Origin of the sequence: Pollutimonas bauzanensis (assembly GCF_900129885.1) — a bacterium.
GTDB lineage: Bacteria > Pseudomonadota > Gammaproteobacteria > Burkholderiales > Burkholderiaceae_B > Pollutimonas > Pollutimonas bauzanensis.
Genome location: NZ_FQXE01000002.1, coordinates 42,716 through 61,661, shown reverse-complemented (window position 1 = coordinate 61,661; position 18,946 = coordinate 42,716). Strand labels below are relative to the sequence as shown.

The 18,946-nt window shown below is 65.1% G+C and carries 14 protein-coding genes and 1 pseudogene; 9 read left to right on the top strand and 6 right to left on the bottom strand.

Going from position 1 to position 18,946, the window contains the following annotated elements; all coding sequences use genetic code 11:
* Positions 1-31 precede the first annotated feature (31 nt).
* The 8 genes and pseudogenes from tviB to BUB23_RS27645 all read left to right on the top strand — a co-directional run bounded on the left by tviB (position 32) and on the right by BUB23_RS27645 (position 10,281).
* Positions 32-1,306, top strand: coding sequence for a Vi polysaccharide biosynthesis UDP-N-acetylglucosamine C-6 dehydrogenase TviB (gene tviB, locus BUB23_RS03455; protein WP_073101717.1), 1,275 nt, complete (start codon positions 32-34; stop codon positions 1,304-1,306).
* A 23-nt stretch (positions 1,307-1,329) separates the two neighbouring features.
* Positions 1,330-2,355 (top strand): SDR family oxidoreductase, encoded by a 1,026-nt coding sequence (locus BUB23_RS03450; RefSeq protein WP_073101716.1) that lies wholly within the window; start codon positions 1,330-1,332, stop codon positions 2,353-2,355.
* 1 nt (position 2,356) lies between these two features.
* Entirely contained in the window at positions 2,357-3,706 is a 1,350-nt protein-coding gene (murJ, locus tag BUB23_RS03445; RefSeq protein WP_073101715.1) for a murein biosynthesis integral membrane protein MurJ, read from the top strand.
* Positions 3,707-3,758: 52 nt separating this feature from the next.
* Positions 3,759-4,853, top strand: a complete 1,095-nt coding sequence (locus BUB23_RS03440; protein ID WP_073101714.1) for a glycosyltransferase family 4 protein — start codon at positions 3,759-3,761, stop codon at positions 4,851-4,853.
* A gap of 27 nt (positions 4,854-4,880) precedes the next feature.
* Positions 4,881-6,797, top strand: coding sequence for an asparagine synthase (glutamine-hydrolyzing) (gene asnB / locus BUB23_RS03435; RefSeq protein ID WP_073101713.1), 1,917 nt, complete (start codon positions 4,881-4,883; stop codon positions 6,795-6,797).
* Complete coding sequence (locus BUB23_RS03430; protein ID WP_073101712.1) at positions 6,794-7,930, top strand: glycosyltransferase family 4 protein; 1,137 nt, start codon at positions 6,794-6,796, stop codon at positions 7,928-7,930. Before asnB ends, BUB23_RS03430 begins: the two co-directional genes overlap by 4 nt.
* Positions 7,927-8,940: pseudogene (locus BUB23_RS27650) on the top strand (glycosyltransferase); the annotation flags it as partial. The gene BUB23_RS03430 and the pseudogene BUB23_RS27650, both read left to right, overlap by 4 nt.
* 171 nt (positions 8,941-9,111) lie before the next feature.
* Complete coding sequence (locus BUB23_RS27645; protein ID WP_342743823.1) at positions 9,112-10,281, top strand: glycosyltransferase family 4 protein; 1,170 nt, start codon at positions 9,112-9,114, stop codon at positions 10,279-10,281.
* Here the strand turns inward: BUB23_RS27645 and BUB23_RS03420 are convergent.
* Positions 10,278-11,672, bottom strand: coding sequence for a phosphomannomutase/phosphoglucomutase (locus BUB23_RS03420; RefSeq protein WP_073101710.1), 1,395 nt, complete (start codon positions 11,670-11,672; stop codon positions 10,278-10,280). The two genes, BUB23_RS27645 and BUB23_RS03420, sit on opposite strands and share 4 nt — an antisense overlap.
* A gap of 143 nt (positions 11,673-11,815) precedes the next feature.
* On the opposite strand from BUB23_RS03420, the gene BUB23_RS03415 reads away from it, so the two are divergent.
* Positions 11,816-13,231: an FAD-binding oxidoreductase gene (locus BUB23_RS03415; RefSeq protein ID WP_073101709.1), complete on the top strand. Its 1,416-nt coding sequence runs from the start codon at positions 11,816-11,818 to the stop codon at positions 13,229-13,231.
* Between the two features lie 18 nt (positions 13,232-13,249).
* Here BUB23_RS03415 and fahA read toward each other — a convergent pair whose 3' ends face one another.
* The 5 genes from fahA to BUB23_RS03390 form a co-directional block, all read right to left on the bottom strand.
* A complete protein-coding gene (gene fahA / locus BUB23_RS03410) occupies positions 13,250-14,569 on the bottom strand; it encodes a fumarylacetoacetase (protein WP_073101708.1) in 1,320 nt (439 codons plus the stop codon).
* Positions 14,570-14,591: 22 nt separating this feature from the next.
* Positions 14,592-15,893 (bottom strand): homogentisate 1,2-dioxygenase, encoded by a 1,302-nt coding sequence (gene hmgA / locus BUB23_RS03405; RefSeq protein WP_073101707.1) that lies wholly within the window; start codon positions 15,891-15,893, stop codon positions 14,592-14,594.
* Positions 15,894-15,919: 26 nt separating this feature from the next.
* Positions 15,920-16,126, bottom strand: coding sequence for a DUF2783 domain-containing protein (locus BUB23_RS03400; protein ID WP_073101706.1), 207 nt, complete (start codon positions 16,124-16,126; stop codon positions 15,920-15,922).
* On the bottom strand, positions 16,123-17,799 hold the full coding sequence (locus tag BUB23_RS03395; RefSeq protein ID WP_073101705.1) for an FAD-dependent oxidoreductase: 1,677 nt from the start codon (positions 17,797-17,799) through the stop codon (positions 16,123-16,125). The genes BUB23_RS03400 and BUB23_RS03395 overlap by 4 nt, the downstream gene beginning before the upstream one ends.
* A gap of 90 nt (positions 17,800-17,889) precedes the next feature.
* Positions 17,890-18,843 (bottom strand): MBL fold metallo-hydrolase, encoded by a 954-nt coding sequence (locus BUB23_RS03390; RefSeq protein ID WP_073101704.1) that lies wholly within the window; start codon positions 18,841-18,843, stop codon positions 17,890-17,892.
* Positions 18,844-18,946: the final 103 nt, after the last annotated feature.

Below are 18,946 nucleotides of genomic sequence, written 5' to 3'. Positions count from 1 at the left end.
TTTCTTTACGCATATTGCCTGGGAGAACAAGTTGGAAATTCAAGATGTGAAACTTGCCGTAGTTGGTTTGGGCTACGTGGGCCTGCCTCTGGCGGTCGAGTTCGGTAAAAAGCGCCAGGTCCTGGGGTTCGACATCAATGCCCGCCGGATATCCGAACTGAAGGACGGACAGGACCACACGCTGGAGGTCGACGCCCAGGAGCTTGCCGAAGCCACCCATTTGCGCTTCACCGGCGAACCGACCCACCTGGCCGAAGCCAATGTATTCATCGTGACCGTGCCCACGCCCATCGATGAATACAAGCAGCCGGACCTGACGCCGCTGGTGCGCGCCAGCGAAACCATAGGCAAGGTGCTCAAGCGCGGCGACATCGTGATTTACGAATCCACGGTTTATCCGGGCGCGACCGAGGAAGAATGCGTGCCCGTGCTCGAACGCATCTCGGGCTTGCGCTTCAACCAGGATTTTTTCGCGGGCTACAGCCCGGAACGCATCAATCCGGGCGACAAGGCGCACCGCGTATCGACGATCAAGAAGGTCACTTCCGGCTCGACGCCGGAAATCGCCGACCTGGTCGACGCGCTGTATGGCCAGATCATCGTCGCCGGCACGCACAAGGCGCCGTCCATACGCGTGGCCGAGGCCGCCAAGGTCATTGAAAACACCCAGCGCGATGTCAATATCGCGCTGATCAATGAACTGGCCCTGATTTTCAATAAAATGGGCATCGATACCCAGGCCGTCCTGGAAGCGGCGGGCACCAAGTGGAATTTCCTGCCGTTCCGGCCGGGCCTGGTGGGCGGGCACTGCATAGGCGTGGATCCCTACTACCTCACGCACAAGGCCCAGTCTATCGGCTATCACCCGGAAATCATCCTGGCGGGGCGCCGGCTGAACGATTCCATGGGCGGCTATGTGGTGTCGCAACTGGTCAAGCTCATGACCAAGCGGCGCATCCAGGTGCAGGGTTCCAAGGTGCTGGTCATGGGCCTGGCCTTCAAGGAAAACTGCCCCGACCTGCGCAATACCCGCATCGTGGACATCGTCAGCGAGCTGGGCGAATACAACATCGAAGTCGATGTCTACGATCCCTGGGTCGATCCGGAAGCGGCCATGCATGAATATAGCATCGCGCCGGTTGCAAGCCTCGAGGCAGGAGCCTACGATGGAATCATTCTCGCAGTGTCGCACCAGCAGTTCGTGGCGATGGGCTGCGAGGCGATACGCGCCCTGGGCAAGCCCGAGCACGTTCTCTATGATCTTAAATATGTATTGACTGCCGACGAATCCGATCTGCGGCTGTAATTCAGAAAGTTGAAAGGCATTATATGAGTACTCGTTATCAGGAAGTGGCTGCAAACCTGCAGTCGGAACCCAAAGTGTGGCTGGTTACCGGGTGCGCGGGCTTCATCGGTTCCAACCTGCTGGAAACACTGTTGCAGATGGGCCAGAAAGTGGTCGGCCTGGACAACTTCGCGACCGGCCACCAGTACAACCTCGACGAAGTCCAGAAAACCGTCACCCCGCAGCAATGGGAGAATTTCAGCTTCCAGGAAGGCGATATCCGCGACCTGGACGCTTGCCGCAAGGCGGTGTCGGGCGTCGATTATGTGCTGCACCAGGCGGCGCTGGGTTCCGTGCCGCGTTCCCTGCAGGACCCCATCACCACCAACGCCGTGAACATCAACGGTTTCCTGAACATGCTGGTGGCGGCGCGCGACGAGAAAGTCCAGTCCTTCGTCTACGCGGCATCCAGCTCGACCTACGGCGATCACGAAGCCCTGCCCAAGGTCGAGGAACGCATTGGCCGCCCCTTGTCGCCTTATGCGGTGACCAAGTACGTGAACGAACTGTACGCCGATGTCTTCACCCGCGCCTACGGCTTCGGCAGCGTGGGCTTGCGCTATTTCAATGTCTTCGGCAAGCGCCAGGACCCCAACGGCGCCTACGCGGCCGTGATCCCCAAATGGGTGGCCGCCATGATACGCGGCGAAGACGTCGTCGTGAATGGCGACGGCGAAACCAGCCGCGACTTCTGCTTTATCGACAACGTCGTGCAGGCCAATATCCTGGCGGCCCTGGCGCAGCCGGACGGGGTCAACCAAGTCTACAACGTGGCTTTCAACGCCCGCACCAGCCTCAACGAGCTGTTCGAATACCTGGCCAAGGCCCTGGGCAATAACGGCATCGTCTACGACAAGCCGCCGGTCTACAGCGAATTCCGCGCCGGCGACGTGCGCCATTCGCAAGCCGATATCAGCAAGGCCAAGCAATTGCTGGGCTATGAGCCTATGCACAATATCGTGCAGGGCCTGGAAGTTTCCATGCCCTGGTATACGCAGTTCTTGCGTTAGCTTGAAAACCTTAAAGCAGCGACTTTCCGGCCTGCACTCCGACCACAGACGCATCGCGCAAGGCGCGATGCGTGTGGCCTTTTTTTTGTTGCTGGGCAAAGCGGCCGGCGCTTTCAAGGAAATGGCGGTGGCCTACCGCTACGGGGTGAGCGACGTCGTGGATGCCTACCAGTTCACCATGACCATGGCGAACTGGCTGCCTATCACCATCGTCGGCGCCTTGTCGGTGGTGCTGATACCCGTGCTGGTGCGCACCCGCTACGAGGACCGCGCCAGCCGCGCGCGTTTTCTCGGAGAATTGCAGGGCTGGGTGATAGCGGCGGGCACGGTGCTTGCGGTGCTGACCTACGCGGCCTGGCCGTGGGTGCTGGATTTCGCGGGGCAGGGGCTGCCCGCCGAGGCGCGCCGCATGAGCGAGCAGCTGACCCTGGCGTTCGCCCCGGCGGCCCTGTTCACCCTGATGACGGGCATCAGCGCGGCGCGGTTGCGGGCGCACGAGCGGCATATCAACACCTTGCTCGACAGCGTGCCGGCGGTGGTCATATTGGCCTGGGTCATGCTGGCGGCCACGGCCGGGGATGTGGGGCCGCTGCTGTGGGGCACGCTGGCCGGCTACCTGATCCAGTCGGTATGGCTGCTCTGGCTGGCGGCCAAGGCCGACGGCATGTGGGGCAGGCCCAGGCTGAGCCTGGCTTCCCACCAGTGGCCCGACCTGGTCAAGGCGGCCGGCGTGATGCTGATAGGGCAGGTGGCCATGAGTTTCGTCGGGCCGATAGACCAGTATACGGCGGCCAATCTGGGCGCCAATGCCAACGCCACGCTGGGCTATGCGAGCCGGCTGTTGTCCCTGCTGCTGGGAATAGGCGCGGCGTCCGTGGGGCGCGCGGCCCTGCCCGTGCTGGCCGATATACACGGGCGCGGCGACCCCGGGCGGGCGCGGTCCACGGCGCTCAAGTGGTCGGTGCTGATGCTGCTGGGCGGCGCCGCCGTGACATTGGCCGGCTGGGTGCTGGCGCCGTGGGGCGTCAGCCTGCTGTTCGAGCGCGGCGCTTTCACTGCGCAGAATACCCAGACGGTGGCCCATGTGCTGCGCTGGGGTCTGTTGCAATTGCCGTTTTATTTTGGCGTGCTGATACTGGTCCAGTTGCTGGCCAGCCAGAATCGCTACCGGATCATGGCCATGATAGCCGTGGCCAATTTTGTCCTGAAGGCGATCATGAATCAGGTACTGGCCCCCGTCATGGGGCCCGCGGGGATCATGCTGGCGACCAGCATGATGTATGCCTTGTCGTATGCCTGCTATGTCGTGGTGGCCTTGCGTCCCGCCCCTTTGGCGAAGACGTCCAGTTAGTTTTTCAGATACAGGTATTGTCTTGAGTTCTTTGCGTTTTCAACCCCACCTGATGATAGTCATCCATTCCTTGAGTGGCGGGGGGGCCGAGCGGGTGGCGGCCGATTTGAGCGCCTACTGGGTGCAGCGCGGCTACAAGGTCACGCTGGTCACCCAGGCCGACGCCGGCACGGACGTATATCCCCTGCACGCGGCGGTCAAGCGCTATGCCTTGGGGACGGCCGCTTTCAGCACCGGCAGGCTGAGCGCCGCCATCGCGAACCTGCGGCGCGTGTGGGCCCTGCGCCGCCTGATCAAGCGCGAGCGCCCGACCATCGTGCTGGGCATGATGACGACCGCGTCGGTCCTGGCCATCGTCGCGGCGCGCGGCCAGCCTTGCCGGGTGATCGCCACCGAACATACCCACCCGCCCTCGCAGGAGCTGCCCGAAATGTGGCTGCGCCTGCGGCGCTGGGCCTATCCCCGGGCGGCGGCGGTGGTGGCGCTCACCTCGGGCACGGCCGCGTGGCTGCGGGAGCACGTGCCGGGCTCGCAAGTGACCGTGATCCCCAACGCGGTACGCTGGCCTCTGGATCGCGCCGAGCCGCTGCTGCCGCCGCCGCCGCGCGATGGGCGCCTGCGCCTGCTGGCCGCCGGGCGGCTGCATCCGCACAAAGGCTTCGATCTGCTGATACGGGCTTTCCACGCGGTAGCCAGGCAGTTTCCGGATTGGGACCTGGTGATCCTGGGCGAGGGCGATTGCCGCGACGCGCTGCAAAGCCAGATAGACGAAGCCGGCCTGGCGGCGCGCGTCAGCATGCCGGGGCGGGTGGGCAATGTGGGCGACTGGTACGCGCAGTCCGACCTGTATGTGCTGAGCTCGCGCGTCGAGGGCCTGTCCAATACCTTGCTGGAAGCCATGGCCAGCGGCCTGGCGCCGGTGGCTTTCGATTGCGAGACCGGGCCGCGCGAAATCGTGCGCAATGGCATCGACGGCGTGCTGGTCCGTCCTGCCGAGGACGACGAAGCGCTGGCCGCCCATTTGTCGGACATGATGGCGCATCGGGAGCAGCGCGCTGCCTATGCGCGGCGCGCCGTCGACGTGCGCGACCGGTTTTCCACGACACGGGTGATGGCCTTGTGGGGCCATTTATTTGAAGTCCATTGAGGCCGCGAGCCTGGAAGCGAGCAGACTATGTGTGGAATCGTTGGAATATGGGGCGCCCTGCCGGACAAGCGGGCCGTGGTCGGGGCCGGATGCCGCAGCTTGCGGCATCGCGGCCCGGACAGCGAGGGCTATTGGGAAGACCAGCAGGCCGGCCTGGCGCTGGGCCATGTGCGCCTGGCCATCCTGGACCTGACAGAGGCCGGGCACCAGCCCATGATATCGGCCTGCGGGCGCTACGCGCTGGTGTTGAACGGCGAGATCTACAACCATCTGGAGCTGCGCGCCGATCTGCAGGCCCAGGGGCATGCACCCGCCTGGCGCGGGCACTCCGATACCGAGACCATACTGGCCGGGTTCGCCGCCTGGGGCGTGCAGAGCACCCTGCAGGCGGCCGTGGGCATGTTCGCCATGGCCTTGTGGGATCGCCAGGAGCGCACGCTGACGCTGATGCGCGACCGCATGGGCGAAAAGCCGCTGTATATGGGCTTTGTCGCCGGCAATTTCGTATTCGCCTCGGAACTCAAGGCGCTTACCGGCATACCGGGCTTCAATAAAGAGCCGGACCGCAAGGCCTTGTCCCTGCTGGTGCGCCACAACTATATTCCCGCCCCTTTCAGCATATACAGCGCGATCAGGAAGCTGGAGCCGGGCTCCTGGCTCCAGCTGTCGCAGGAGCAGCGCCAGCATGGCGCGCTGCCCTTGGCCCAGCGCTATTGGTCGGCCCGGGAAGTCGCGCGGCAGGCCCGCGGCAATAGCCTGTCCTTCGGGTCGGACGGCGAGGCCGTGCAGGCGCTCGAAACCGTGCTGGCCTCGGCGGTAAAGGGCCAGATGATTTCCGACGTCGACCTGGGGGCCTTCCTGTCCGGCGGCATAGACTCGTCCATCGTCGTCGCGCTGATGCAGAAAGACAATGCGCAGGCCGTCAAGACCTTTTCCATCGGCTTCAATGAACCGGCCTATAACGAGGCCGAACACGCCAAGGCCGTTGCCGCCCATCTGGGCACCGACCATACCGAACTCTACGTCAGCGCCGGCGATGCGCTGGCGGTGGTTCCCGGCCTGGGAGGCCTGTACGACGAGCCCTTTGCCGATTCCTCGCAGATTCCGACCATACTGGTGACGCGCATGGCGCGCCGCCACGTAACGGTGGCATTGTCCGGCGACGGCGGCGATGAATTGTTCGGCGGTTATTCGCGTTATTTTCGCGCCAGCCGCTGGTGGGACAAGCGCGCATCCATCCCGGCGCCCTTGCGCGGTCCCATGGCCGCGGCGGCGCGCCTGGGCGCCGGATGGCTAGCCGCGGGGCGCGCCGGCGAACAGTTCGACAAATTGGCGCAAGTGCTGGCGGCGGACCACTCCGGCAAGTTCTATCAGCAATTCGTGTCGTACTGGAAAGATCCGGCGCAGGTGGTGATAGGCGCCGATATTCCCGCGACGGCGTTCGACGAGCCGTCCGACGACGCCATCTTCGAACGCATGATGCTGCTCGATGCGCTAACCTATCTGCCTGACGATATCCTGGTGAAGGTGGACCGGGCGGCGATGGCGGCCAGCCTGGAGACCCGGGTGCCGATGATAGACCACCGCGTGTTCGAGTTTGCGCAGCGGCTGCCGCGCGATTACAAGATACGGGACGGCCAGGGGAAATGGCTGCTGCGCCAATTGCTGTACAAGCATGTGCCGCGCCAGATGGTCGACAGGCCCAAGAAAGGCTTCTCGGTTCCGCTGGCCGCGTGGCTGCGCGGGCCGCTGCGGGACTGGGCGGCGGCCTTGCTGGACCCTGCGCGCTTGCGCCAGCAGGGCCTGTTCCACGCCGAGCCTATCGTGCGCAAATGGCAGGAGCACCAGGCCGGCAAACGCGACTGGAGCACCCACTTATGGAGCATTCTGATGACGCAGGCATGGCTGGAGCATAACTCGGCGGCGGGCGCGGGGCACTCATGAAAATATTGTTTTTCGTCAGTTCCATGCATGCCGGGGGCGCCGAACGGGTGGCGGCCACGCTGGCCAGCGCCTGGGCGGCGCGCGGCGACCAGGTGATACTGGTTCCCAGCTACACGAAAAAAGGCAGGCTGTTCTACCGCCTCGACCGCGGCGTCAAATTGATATGGCTGGCGGACCGCATGGGATGGCTGGGCAAGACGCGGCTGGCCAGCGTGCGCAAGTGGTTCGCCATGCGGCGCCTGGTCAAGGAAACCAGGCCCGACGTGATTATTTCCTTCCTGACCAACGTGAACGTGATGGTGCTGCTGGCCACCCGCGGGCTGGGCGTGCCCACCATCGTCTGCGAAAGAACCAATCCGGCGGTCAGCACCAGCGCCGGCAAGACGCTGGCCTGGCTGCGCCGCCATACCTATCCCTGGGCCAGCCTGGTCACGGTGCAGGCCCAGGCCAGTGCCGAGCCTTTCCGCAAAATGCTGCCGGCGCTGCAGCGCCTGGCTGTCATTCCCAACCCCTTGCCGCCGGAGCTGGCGGGGCCTTTCACGGCGCGTCCTGTTCCGGACCCCGACCAGCGCCGCCGCCTGGTGGCGATGGGCAGGCTGGTGCCGATCAAGCGCTTCGAGTCGCTGATACAGGCATTTGCCGCCTTGGCCGAAGGCTTCCCGGAATGGGACCTGTATATCTGGGGCGAGGGCCCTCTGCGCGCCGGCCTGACGCAGCAGATCCGGGACGGCGGGCTGGAGGCGCGGGCATTCCTGCCCGGCCGCAGCGCCGAGCCCTGGCAGGAACTGGCCAAGGCCGATGTCTTTGTCCTGACGTCCGAGGTGGAGGGCTTCCCCAATGTGCTGCTGGAAGCCATGGCGCTGGGGCTGGCATGCGTAACGGTCGATTGCCCCAGCGGCCCGCGCGAGATAAGCAACGACGGAGAAGACGCCCTGCTGGTGCCGCTGGGCGACCAGCAGGCGCTTGCCGGCGCGCTGGGCCAATTGATGGCCGATCCCGTTTTGCGCGATGTGCTGGGCAAGCATGCCGCCATCGCGGTGCGCGACCGCTATGAGCTGCACGAAGTATTGCACCAGTGGGACGGCTTGATAGCCAGCGTGCGCGAGCCGCAAGACCAGGAAGGCACAGCATGAGCGACTACGCGGACACGAACCCCGGGCCACTGCAGGTGGTGCATATTATTTCGGGCCTGGGCCACGGCGGCGCCGAAACCGTGCTGCACCGGCTGCTGACCGCGCCCACCCAGCCCGATCGCCATTGCGTGATCTCCATGGGAGACGAAGGCGTGTTCGGCCCGCGCCTGCGCGCGGCCGGCGTGGCGGTCTACACGCTGGACATGAAGACGCCCGCCGGGGCGCTCAAGGGCTTGTGGCGCCTGCATCGCCTGCTGCGCCAATTGAATCCCGACGTAGTGCAGACCTGGATGTATCACGCCGACCTGATAGGCGGCCTGGCCGCCCGCCTGGCGGGCATCAAGGCCGTCGCCTGGGGCATACGCAACTCGGGCGCCGACCTGCAAAAAAGCAGCCGCTCGGCCAAGGCCTTGTCGTGGCTGTGCGCGCGGTTGTCGCGGCTGGTGCCCGGAGTGATCGTGGCGTGCGCCGACAATGCCGCGCAGCGCCACCGGCAATGGGGCTATCGGGCCGACCGCATGCTGGTCATTCCCAACGGCTACGACCTTTCCTGCTGGCAGCCCGACGAGCAGGCGCGCGCCGAATTGCGGGCCGAATGGGGCTGGGCCGGCGAGGCGGGCGTGATCGGCAGCGTGGCGCGCTGGAATCCCTTGAAGGACCACGCCAATCTGCTGGCCGCCTTTGCGCTGAGCGCGGCCCGCGATCCATCGCTGCGCTGCGTGCTGATAGGCCATGGCATGGACGCGTCCAACGAGGCGCTCATGGCCTTGATCAATGGCCATGGCATAGCCGGCAAGGTGAAGCTGCTGGGCCGGCGCGATGATGTCCCCAGGTTGATGAACGCGCTGGACCTGCATGTATTGTCGAGCCGCGCCGAAGGCTTTCCGAACGTGGTGGCCGAAGCCATGGCGACGGGCGTGGCATGCGTGGTGACCGACGTGGGCGACGCCGCCAGAATCGTCGGCGATGCGGGCTGGGTGGCGCCGCCGCAGAATCCCGCGGCCTTGTCCGAGGCCATGGACCAGGCCGTGGCCCAGCTGGGCACCGCGCAGATGCGGGAGCGCTTGCGGCAGGGACGCGAGCGGGTAGGGCGATTGTTCAGCCTCGAGGCCATGGTGGACGCCTATCATGTCGTGTGGCGGCGCCTGGCGCAGGATTATCCGCGCCGGCCCGGTCCGGCGATGGACGCTTCATATTCCGGGGCGGGCGGCGGCAGGGCGGGCCGGCCGCGGCGCTTGTTGTTCGTGGTGAACAATCCCGCGTTTTTCCTGTCCCACCGCTTGCCGCTGGCGCTGGGCGCGCAGCGGGCGGGCTTCGAGGTGCATGTGGCGACCATGGACGGCCCGTCGGTGCCGCAGATCGTGGAGCATGGCCTCGCGCACCATGTCATTCCCATGTCGCGCAGCGGCAAGCACCCTGTGCAGGAAACACAAAGTATCTACGCCTTGTGGAGGCTGTTCCGGCGTTTGCGGCCCGACGTGGTCCATGCCGTGACGATCAAGCCGGTGTTGTATGGCGGCATTGCGGCGCGCCTTGCCGGCGTGCCGGCCTATGTCGCCGCCATTTCCGGCCTCGGCTTTGTCTTTACCAAGCGCGGCCAGGGCCTTGATTTTCTGCGCCTGGCCGCCACCCTGCTTTACCGGCTGGCGCTGGGCCATCCCAATAGCCGGGTGATTTTCCAGAACGTCAACGATCGCGATGTATTGCGCAAGGCCGGAGTGGTCAGGCCCGAGCAGGTCGTGCTGATACGGGGATCGGGCGTGGATTTGAACGAATTCCAGGCGGTTCCCGAGCCGGACGGCCCGCCGGTCGCGATCATGGCGGCGCGTCTGCTGCGGGACAAGGGCGCCGTCGAGTTCGTCGAGGCGGCCCGCCTGGCGGCGGGCCACGCCGGCGGCTTGCGCTGGGTGCTGGCGGGCGGGCCGGACGCCGGCAACCCGGCCAGTGTCTCCGAGGAGGAGTTCGCCCGGTGGCAGCGCGAAGGGGTGGTCGAATGCCTGGGCGAACGCTCGGACATTGCCGCGCTGTACCAGCAGTCGCATATCGCGGTACTGCCTTCGTACCGCGAGGGTTTGCCCAGGTCGCTGGTGGAAGCGGCGGCTTGCGGGCGGGCGGTGGTGACGACCGATGTTCCGGGCTGCCGGGATGCCATCGAGCCGGGGGTATCCGGTCTGCTGGTGCCGGTGCGTAATGCCAGGGCCTTGGCCGATGCGGTCATGCGCCTGGCCGGCGACGCGCAACTGCGGCATCAAATGGGCGAGGCGGGCCGGCGCCTGGCGGAACGCGAATTCGATATCCGCAAGATCGTGCAGACGCATGTGGATCTTTATGAGATGCTCAGTGACGGCTAGAAAGGCAGCGCAATGTCCGCCGACAGCGCGCTTAATGCCGAGCGGAACTCCGCCTTGATGCGCTCCAGCGCCTCCGGCGTATCCCCCTCGAAACGCAACACCACCACAGGCGTGGTATTCGAAGCGCGCGCCAGGCCGAAGCCATCCCTGTACTCGGCCCGCACGCCGTCTATCGTGCCTATGCTCGTCGCCGTCGGAAAATCGCCATCCTTCTGCAGCCGCTCGATCAGGGCATGCGGCTCGCCTTCCTGCATCTCCAGCTTGAGTTCCGGCGTCGAAATATCCTGCGGCAGCGCCTCCAGAAGGACCGAAGGCTGCTCATGGCGGGACAGGATTTCAAGCAGGCGGGCGCCCGTGTATAGGCCGTCGTCAAAACCGTACCAGCGTTCCTTGAAGAAAATATGCCCGCTCATTTCCCCGGCCAGCGGCGCGCCCGTTTCGGCCAGCTTGGCCTTGATCATCGAATGTCCGGTTTGCCACATCAGGGGCTTGCCGCCCGCCTCCTTGATGGAACGGGCCACATGCCGGCTGCACTTGACGTCGAAAATAATCGTCGAGCCCGGCTGACGCTGCAGAATATCGAGCGCATATAGAATCAACTGGCGGTCGGGCCAGACGATTTCGCCCGATTTGGTCACCACCCCCAGCCGGTCCGCGTCGCCGTCAAAGGCCAGGCCCAGCTCGCAATCCGTTTCCTTGACGCGCCGGATCAAGTCCTGCAGATTGTGCGGGTCCGCCGGATCGGGGTGATGGTTGGGGAAACTGCCGTCGACCTCGCAGAAAAGCTCGTCCACGGTACAGCCCAGCGCCTTGAACAGGCGGGCCGCCACCACGCCGCCGACGCCGTTGCCGCAGTCTATGGCTATCTTCATCGGGCGGGCGAGCTTGACATCGGCGCTGATGCGCTCCACATAGTTGTCCAGCAGATCGAGCTTGCTCAGCTTGCCGGGCGCCGGATGCGCCGCGCCGGCGTCCAGCTCCGTCATGGCGCGCTTGAGGGCCTGTATGTCCTCCCCATGCAGGGTCTTGCCGCCCATCATCATCTTGAAACCATTGTAATTGGGCGGATTGTGGCTGCCAGTGATGGCGACGCCCGAGCCGGTTTGCTGTGTGTGGGTGCCGAAGTAGACGACGGGGGTAGGGACCATGCCGATGTCTATGGCGTCTATGCCCCCTTGCATCAGGCCTTTCTGCAAGGCCTGGGCCAGTTCGGGGCTGCTGAGCCGGCCATCGTAGCCCACCACCAGCGCTGCGATGCCCTCGCTGCGGGCGCGCTGCGCCAGGGCCAGGCCCAGCAGGTGGGCGAATCCGGGATTGAGCTGTTCGGGCACGGTGCCGCGAATATCGTAGGCTTTGAAAACGGCGCCGGGCAGGGCGGGGGTATCGGTCACGATGCGTCCTTGAAAAGTCAGAGTCTTGACCGTGATTATGGCGGATTCGGCCCGCCAGTGCCGACCAAAGGTATCGCTCGGCGATATTCTGTATCTGCCTTAAAATGGGCTTTCGGGCATTTCATTCGTGAAGAAGGTAAATAATGAGTCGTGTGGACGAGTTAGTTCAGATGTTGGGCCGGCAGCATGTATTGACCGGCGAAGAGGCCGTATCCTATACCGTCGACTGGCGCGGCCGCTACAGCGGCAAGTCGCTGGCTGTCGTCAAGCCCGGCTCCACCGAAGAAGTCGCGCAAGTCGTGCGCTGGTGCGCGGCCAACAAGGTGCCCATGGTGCCGCAGGGCGGCAATACCGGCCTGTGCGGCGGGGCGACCCCCGACGCCAGCGGCGCCGCCGTGGTGGTGTCGCTGGCGCGCCTTAACAAGATACGCAGCGTCGATACCGACAACGACACCATGGTGGTCGAGGCCGGCTGCATTTTGCAGTCGGTGCAGCAGGCCGCGCGCGACGCCCAGCGCCTCTTTCCGCTGAGCCTGGCGGCCGAGGGCAGCTGCACCGTGGGCGGCAACCTGGCCACCAATGCCGGCGGCACCCAGGTGCTGCGCTACGGCAATGCGCGCGACCTGGCGCTGGGGCTGGAAGTGGTGACGGCCGAGGGCGAGATCTGGCACGGGCTGCGCGGCCTGCGCAAAGACAACACCGGCTACGACTTGCGGAATCTATACATAGGCAGCGAAGGCACGCTGGGCATCATCACCGCGGCGACGGTGAAACTCTATCCGCTGCCCGTGGCCCAGTGCACGGCGCTGCTGGCGCTGAATTCGATCGAAGACGCGGTGTCGGTATTGTCGGCCGCGCGCAAGGGTTTCGGCGCGGCGCTTACCGGCTTCGAACTGATAGCCGGCGGTTGCCTGCAGGGCGTCGTCCAGTGCTATCCGCAGCAGCGCATTCCCTTCGAGGGCGAGTCGGCCGGGCTGCCCTGGTATGCCTTGCTTGAGCTGTCCGACAGCGAAAGCGCCGAGCATGCGCGCGAGCGTTTCGAAACCGTGGTCGGGGAGGCCATCGAGGCGGGCCTGGTGCTCGACGCGGTCATTGCCGAAAACATCGCGCAAAGCAAGTCGCTGTGGCATTTGCGCGAAAGCATACCGCTGGCCGAAAAGGCCTTCGGCAAAAGCATCAAGCACGACGTCTCCATCCCGGTATCCAGAATGGCCGACTTCGTGCGCAGCACCAACGCGGCATTGCAGGCGCGCTTCCCGGGCATAGAACATGTGATTTTCGGCCACCTGGGCGACGGCAACCTGCACTACAACGTCGCCAAGGGCCAGGCCTGCACCGAGGATGAGCTTCTGGCCAGGCAGGATGCCATCTACGAACTGGTGCACGACAGCGTGCACCAGTTCGGCGGCTCCATCAGCGCCGAGCATGGCGTCGGCCAGTTGAAGCGCGACGCCCTGCCGCGCTACAAGGATCCCGTCGAGCTCGCCATCATGCATCGCATCAAGCGCGCGCTCGATCCGGACGGCCTGATGAACCCCGGCAAGATGCTGGCTCCCTGACCCGGTCCGCTTGCCAGATTAAAGCCTGGCGGGCAGGACGGTGCCGGCGCATACGCCCAGGCTGATGGTGGGGTAGCCCGGCTTGCTGCATCGGGCGCGCAAGATGACTTCGTCATGGTCCTGCAAAAAAAACCGCTCCTCGCCCCATGGCAGCGCGACGGGCTTTTTCCCGCCCTGGTTGAGCTCCAGCAGCGAGCCTTCCTGGCCCTGGTCCGGGCCGGACAGCGTGCCCGTGCCCAGCAGGTCGCCGGCCTGCAGATTGCAGCCATTGACGGTATGGTGCGCCACCAGCTGGGCCGCGGTCCAGTAGGCGTGCCTGAAATTGCTGCTCGACAGAAGGGCCGGCTCGAGCTTGGCGGCGCGCGACCGCTGCGTGCTCAGCAAGACTTCCAGGCCGATATCGAAAGCCCCCGCCGCCTGGTTGTCTGGAGAATCCAGGTAGGGCAAGGGCTGCGGGTCACCGGCGTTGCGCTGGAACGCCGTGCGGAAGGGCGCCAGGGCTTCGAGCGTGACCACCCAGGGGGAAATGGTGCTGGCGAAATTCTTGGCGAGGAAGGGGCCCAGTGGCTGGTATTCCCAGGCCTGCAGATCGCGCGCCGACCAGTCGTTCAGTATGCAAAGGCCGAACACATGCGACTCGGCCCCGGTGATGGCGATGCGCTCGCCCTGCGGGTTGCCCTGGCCGACGAAGATGCCCAGCTCCAGTTCGTAATCCAGGCGCTCGCAGGGGCCGAAGCCGGGCTCGCCGCCTTCGCTGGCGGGGCGTGTCTGGCCGACGGGCCGCGGGAATTTCTGGCCGGTGACGCCTATGCTAGAGGCGCGCCCGTGGTAGCCGATAGGGACCCATTTGTAATTGGGCAGCAAGGGGTTGTCGGGACGGAACTGCCTGCCCACGGCGGTGGCGTGATGCAGCGAAATATAGAAGTCGGTGTAGTCGCCGATATGCGCCGGCAGCGCAAATTCGAGGCCGGCCTGATCGTGCAGCAAGGGCTCGAGCGCTTGCCGCATGGGCGAGCCGCCGCGCAGGGCGCGCGATAGCTGCAGGCGCAAGGCCGACCAATGGTCCGGTCCGAGCGCCATGAGGCCATTCAGCCTGTCCGCCTGGCAGGCCGCCAGGGCCTCGCCGGCCGCGCCGGGCCACGGCCGGGCCCGCGCCAGCGCCGCCAGGTCCAGCGCCCGGTCGCCGATCGCCACGCCCGGCCGGAATGCCTGCGCGCTTGCGGCCGGCCGGAAAACCCCGAATGGCAGGTTCTGGATGGGGAAGCCATTGTCCGGAATGTTGGCCGAATCGACCCAGCTTTGCAGGGCCGGGTCATGCGTTTCGTTCAGGTATGCCATGCGGGTCTGCATCCTCGAGTCCTTACGGTTTGTCCGGATTGAAGTGTTTCTTGAAGCCCGACCATGCCGCATCGTAGTCGCTTTGCAGCGTGTCCGACGACAAGGCCGCGGGGGTGGGGCGGATGACGCGGCGCGTTTCGAACATGAAGGCCATGGTGTCGCGTATGTAGTGCGGCTGGCTGAGGTCGGCGCTGGACGCCTTCTCGAAGGTTCCGGCGTCCGGGCCATGGGGCGTCATGCAGTTGTGCAGGCTGGCGCCGCCCGGCGAGAAGCCCTCGGCCTTGGCATCGTACACGCCCTGGATCAGGCCCATGAATTCCCCGGCGATATTGCGGTGGAACCAGGGCGGGCGGAAGGTGTTTTCCATGGCCAGGATGCGCGGCGGGAAAATGGCGAAATCCATGTTGGCGGCGCCGGGGGTGTCCGAAGGCGAGGTAAGCACCGTGAAAATGCAGGGGTCGGGATGATCGTAGCTGATCGAGCCTATGGCGTTGAACTGGCGCAGATCATACTTGTAGGGGGCGTTGCTGCCGTGCCAGGCCACGACGTCCAGCGGCGAGTGCGGCAGCGATGTGCGCCAGAAGGCGCCCGTGAATTTCGCAATCAGTTCGAAGTCGCCCTCGATGTCCTCGTACCAGGCGACCGGGGTCTTGAAGTCGCGCGCATTGGCCAGGCCATTGGAGCCTATCGGACCCAGTTCGGGCAGGCGCAGCACCGCGCCGAAATTCTCCAGCATATAGCCGCGCGCCGTCTGGTCCAGGAGCTCGACGCGCAGGCGCACGCCGCGCGGAATGACCGCGATTTCGCAGGGTTCGATGTCGATCAGCCCCAGTTCGGTGGCCAGGCGCAGGCGGCCTTCCTGCGGCACGATCAGCATTTCGGCATCGGCGTTGTAGAAAAAGCGGCGCGCCATGGAGCGGTTGGCGGCGTAGAGATTGATGCTCACCCCGCTCAGGTCGTCGCTGTCGCCGTTGCCCGCCCAGGTGCGCATGCCCTCGATGAAATCGGCGGGCTCGGCGGGGATGGGCAGTGGATTCCAGCGCAGGCGGTTGGGCGTGACGGGCCCCGAGCCGAACTGATGCAGCCAGGACTCGGCGCCATCGAAGGGCTGGAAGGGCTGCTGCAGGGCGGCGGGGCGGATGCGATACAGCCAGGAGCGGCGGCTTTCCGCGCGCGGAACCGTGAACGCCGTGCCGGACAATTGTTCGGCATACAGGCCGTAGGGGCAGACCTGGGGCGAATTGCGCCCCACCGGCAGGGCGCCCGGCAGGGCTTCGGTTGCGCAGTCGTTGCCGAAGCCGGTTTGGTATTTGAGTGTGTTCATCGCGCATGGCTCCTGGAAAATGGGCTTCAGTCCGTATGTTGGGCGACTGCGCGGGCCTTGGCCAGCGCGTCGGCGACGACGCCCATGTCGCCGATGTGATTCGACAGAAGCAGCACCAGGGCCGCGTTCATGGCGTGGCTCTGTTGCGTGCTCAAGTCGCGATGCGCATCGATGAGGCGTTCGTAGAATTCATCGGGTAGGGCAAAGTTGGATTGCGTGAATAGCTGCGTCATGATGCCTCCTGTGGAGGTAAGCCCGCCGCCTGTTGCAAGGCGCCAAGAATGCGGCGCTTGTCCGGCTTGCGCCAGCGCGCGGCGATATGCTGGTCGGGCCGGATCAGATAACAGGCGCCATCCCGCGCATCATAGCGCCCGGCCAGGACAGCGTCATGGTCCTGCACCGATGCCAGCCCGTCCGGCGCCGGGCCGGCCACGCCGGCGCCCAGGACCAGCACCACCTTCACCCGCAGCGGCCCGCCCTGCAGGCCGGCAAGCTCATGCAGAAGGCCGGGATCGGGCAGGGCGGTGGGGCAGAAGACGGCGACCGTGAACCGGCCGTCGAGCTGGCCCAGCCACCAGGCGGCGTTTCCCGCCACGCGCAGCGGGCCGTCGGGCGCTACGGCGCCCAATGGCAGGGCGGGGGAAAAGTCGTCGGCGTCGGCCGTGTTCAGGCTGGAACCGGTGTAGGCCGAGGGCAGGGAAAGCCGGCCGCTATTGACCAGCTTGCGCGCGAATTCATAGTCCCTGGCCAGCCTCAGCGTGGTGTTCCTGAACAACAGGCTGATTTCGCTTTTGGGCGTAATGAAATCGGTGGCGCGGGATGAATGCAGGATGTTCTCGTCGGCGGCCTGTTCGCGTTCGCTGGCATAGCTGTCCAGCAGAGACTCGGGCGCCAGGCCGCGCACGACCAGGTCCAGCTTCCAGGCCAGGTTGTCGGTATCCTGCACGCCGCTGTTGGCGCCGCGCGCGCCGAAAGGCGAGACTCGATGGGCGGCGTCGCCGGCGAAGAGTATGCGGCCATGGCGGAATTTTTCCATGCGTTCGCAGGCAAAGGTATAGACGCTGACCCATTCCAGTTCGAATTCGGCCTCAGGGCCCAGCAATGCGCGTATGCGCGCCGCGACTTTTTCGGGCTTGATTTCTTCGGCCGGGTCCGCGTCCCAGCCCAATTGGAAATCCACCCGCCAGACGTTGTCCGGCTGGCTATGCAGCAGCACCGACTGGTTGGGGTGAAAGGGCGGGTCGAACCAGAACCAGCGTTCATGCGGATAATCGGCCTGGGTCTTGATATCGGCGATGAGAAAGCGGTCGCGGAAGCTGCGGCCGCGGCTTTCCTGCCCTATCATTTTGCGTATGGGCGAGCGCGCGCCGTCGCAGGCGATCAGCCAGTCGGCGGTCATCGCATAGGAGCCGTCGGGCGTTTCGACCGTAAGCGCCACGAGGCCGTCGCGCTCCTGCGCCGCGACGGCCTTGTGGCGCCAGCGCAGCTCTATGCCGGGATGCGCGGCGGCCTGCTCGTACAGATAGCCTTCGCAATAGTATTGCTGCAGATTGATGAAGGCGGGCCGGCGATGCCCAGGCTCGGGCAGCAGGTCGAAGTTCCAGACTTCCTTGTCCTTGAAATAGACCCGGCCCACATTCCAGGAAATGCCTTTGCGGACCATGCGTTCGCCCGCGCCCAGGCGGTCCCATATGTCCAGCGTGCGCTTGGCGAAGCAAATGGCGCGCGAGCCGGTGGACAAGCGGTGATCGTCGTCGATCACCACCACCTTCTGTCCGTGCAGGGCCAGGTCCAGCGCCATGCTCAGGCCCACCGGCCCGCCGCCCACCACCACGATGCCGTGGTGGCTGGCGCCTTGCGCCGGCTTGTATTCAAGCTCTATGGCTTGATAGTCGATGTCTCCCACCCCATGCTCCTGTCTGGTGGTTGCGCCGCGGTTTTTATTTTTTTTCCCTGACCGTCTTGCGTCGCCGCGGTGTTGCTTGCCGCGCAGCGCTCAGCTTTCCAGCTGCTTCCACATCTCGATGTCGCGCTCCGCCGTCCAGATGCGGGGATCGTCGTGGCCGGTGGCTTCATCGTAGGCGCGCGACACATCGAAGGGCATGCAGTGATCGAAAATGACCCAGTCCGCATAGCGCGGCTTCATGAAGTCATAGGTTTCGCGGTAGATCGCTTTCAAGCCCTTGCCCGCGGCGACGCCATTGTTGACGCAGGAATACAGATCGGTCAGGAAGGCGCGCGTGCCGGCCAGGCCCTTGCGGACTTCATCGGCGGACTTGAGCGCCGGCCCGCGGCCCGGCACCATTTTCTCGGCGTTGAACTCGGCCAGGGTATCCAGCGTGTGGGGCCATTCGCGGAAATAGCAGTCGCCGGCATAGGGGGTGGACTGATACTCGACCAGGTCGCCGGCGAACAATATGCGCTGTTCGGGCAGCCAGGCTATGGTGTCGCCCTTGGTATGGCCGCGGCCCACTTGCAGGATCTGGACCTCGAGATTGCCGAGATTGACGGTCATTTCGCCGTCGAAGGTGATAGTGGGCCAGGTCAGGCCCGGCGGCACCGATTCGACATTGCGGAACAGGCGCGGGAAGCGGCCGATCTCGCTGGCCTTGTCCTGTTCGCCGCGCTCGACGATGAGGTCGTAGGTATCGCGGCTGGCGATGATTTCCTGGGCCTCGTAGGCCGATGCGCCGAGCACCCGCACGGCGTGGTAATGCGACAGCAGGATGTATTTGATGGGCTTGTCGGTGACTTCCCTGACGCGGCGGATCACGTCCTGCGCCATCACGGGGGTGGCCTGGGTATCGATCACCATGACCGCGTCATCGCCGACGATGATGCCCGAATTGGGATCGCCTTCGGCGGTGTAGGCATAGGCGTTGCCGGAAAGTTTCTCGAACGAGACGGCCTTGTCTTCAAGGTCGGCGTGGGAGGCGAATTGTTTGCTCATGGGATTGCAGTCTCCTTGTATTGGCTAAAAATATATCGCACTATTCGTTAATGTGCAATTGATTCGTTATAGACTAATACGCAATCAGGGCAGCCCCGCACGC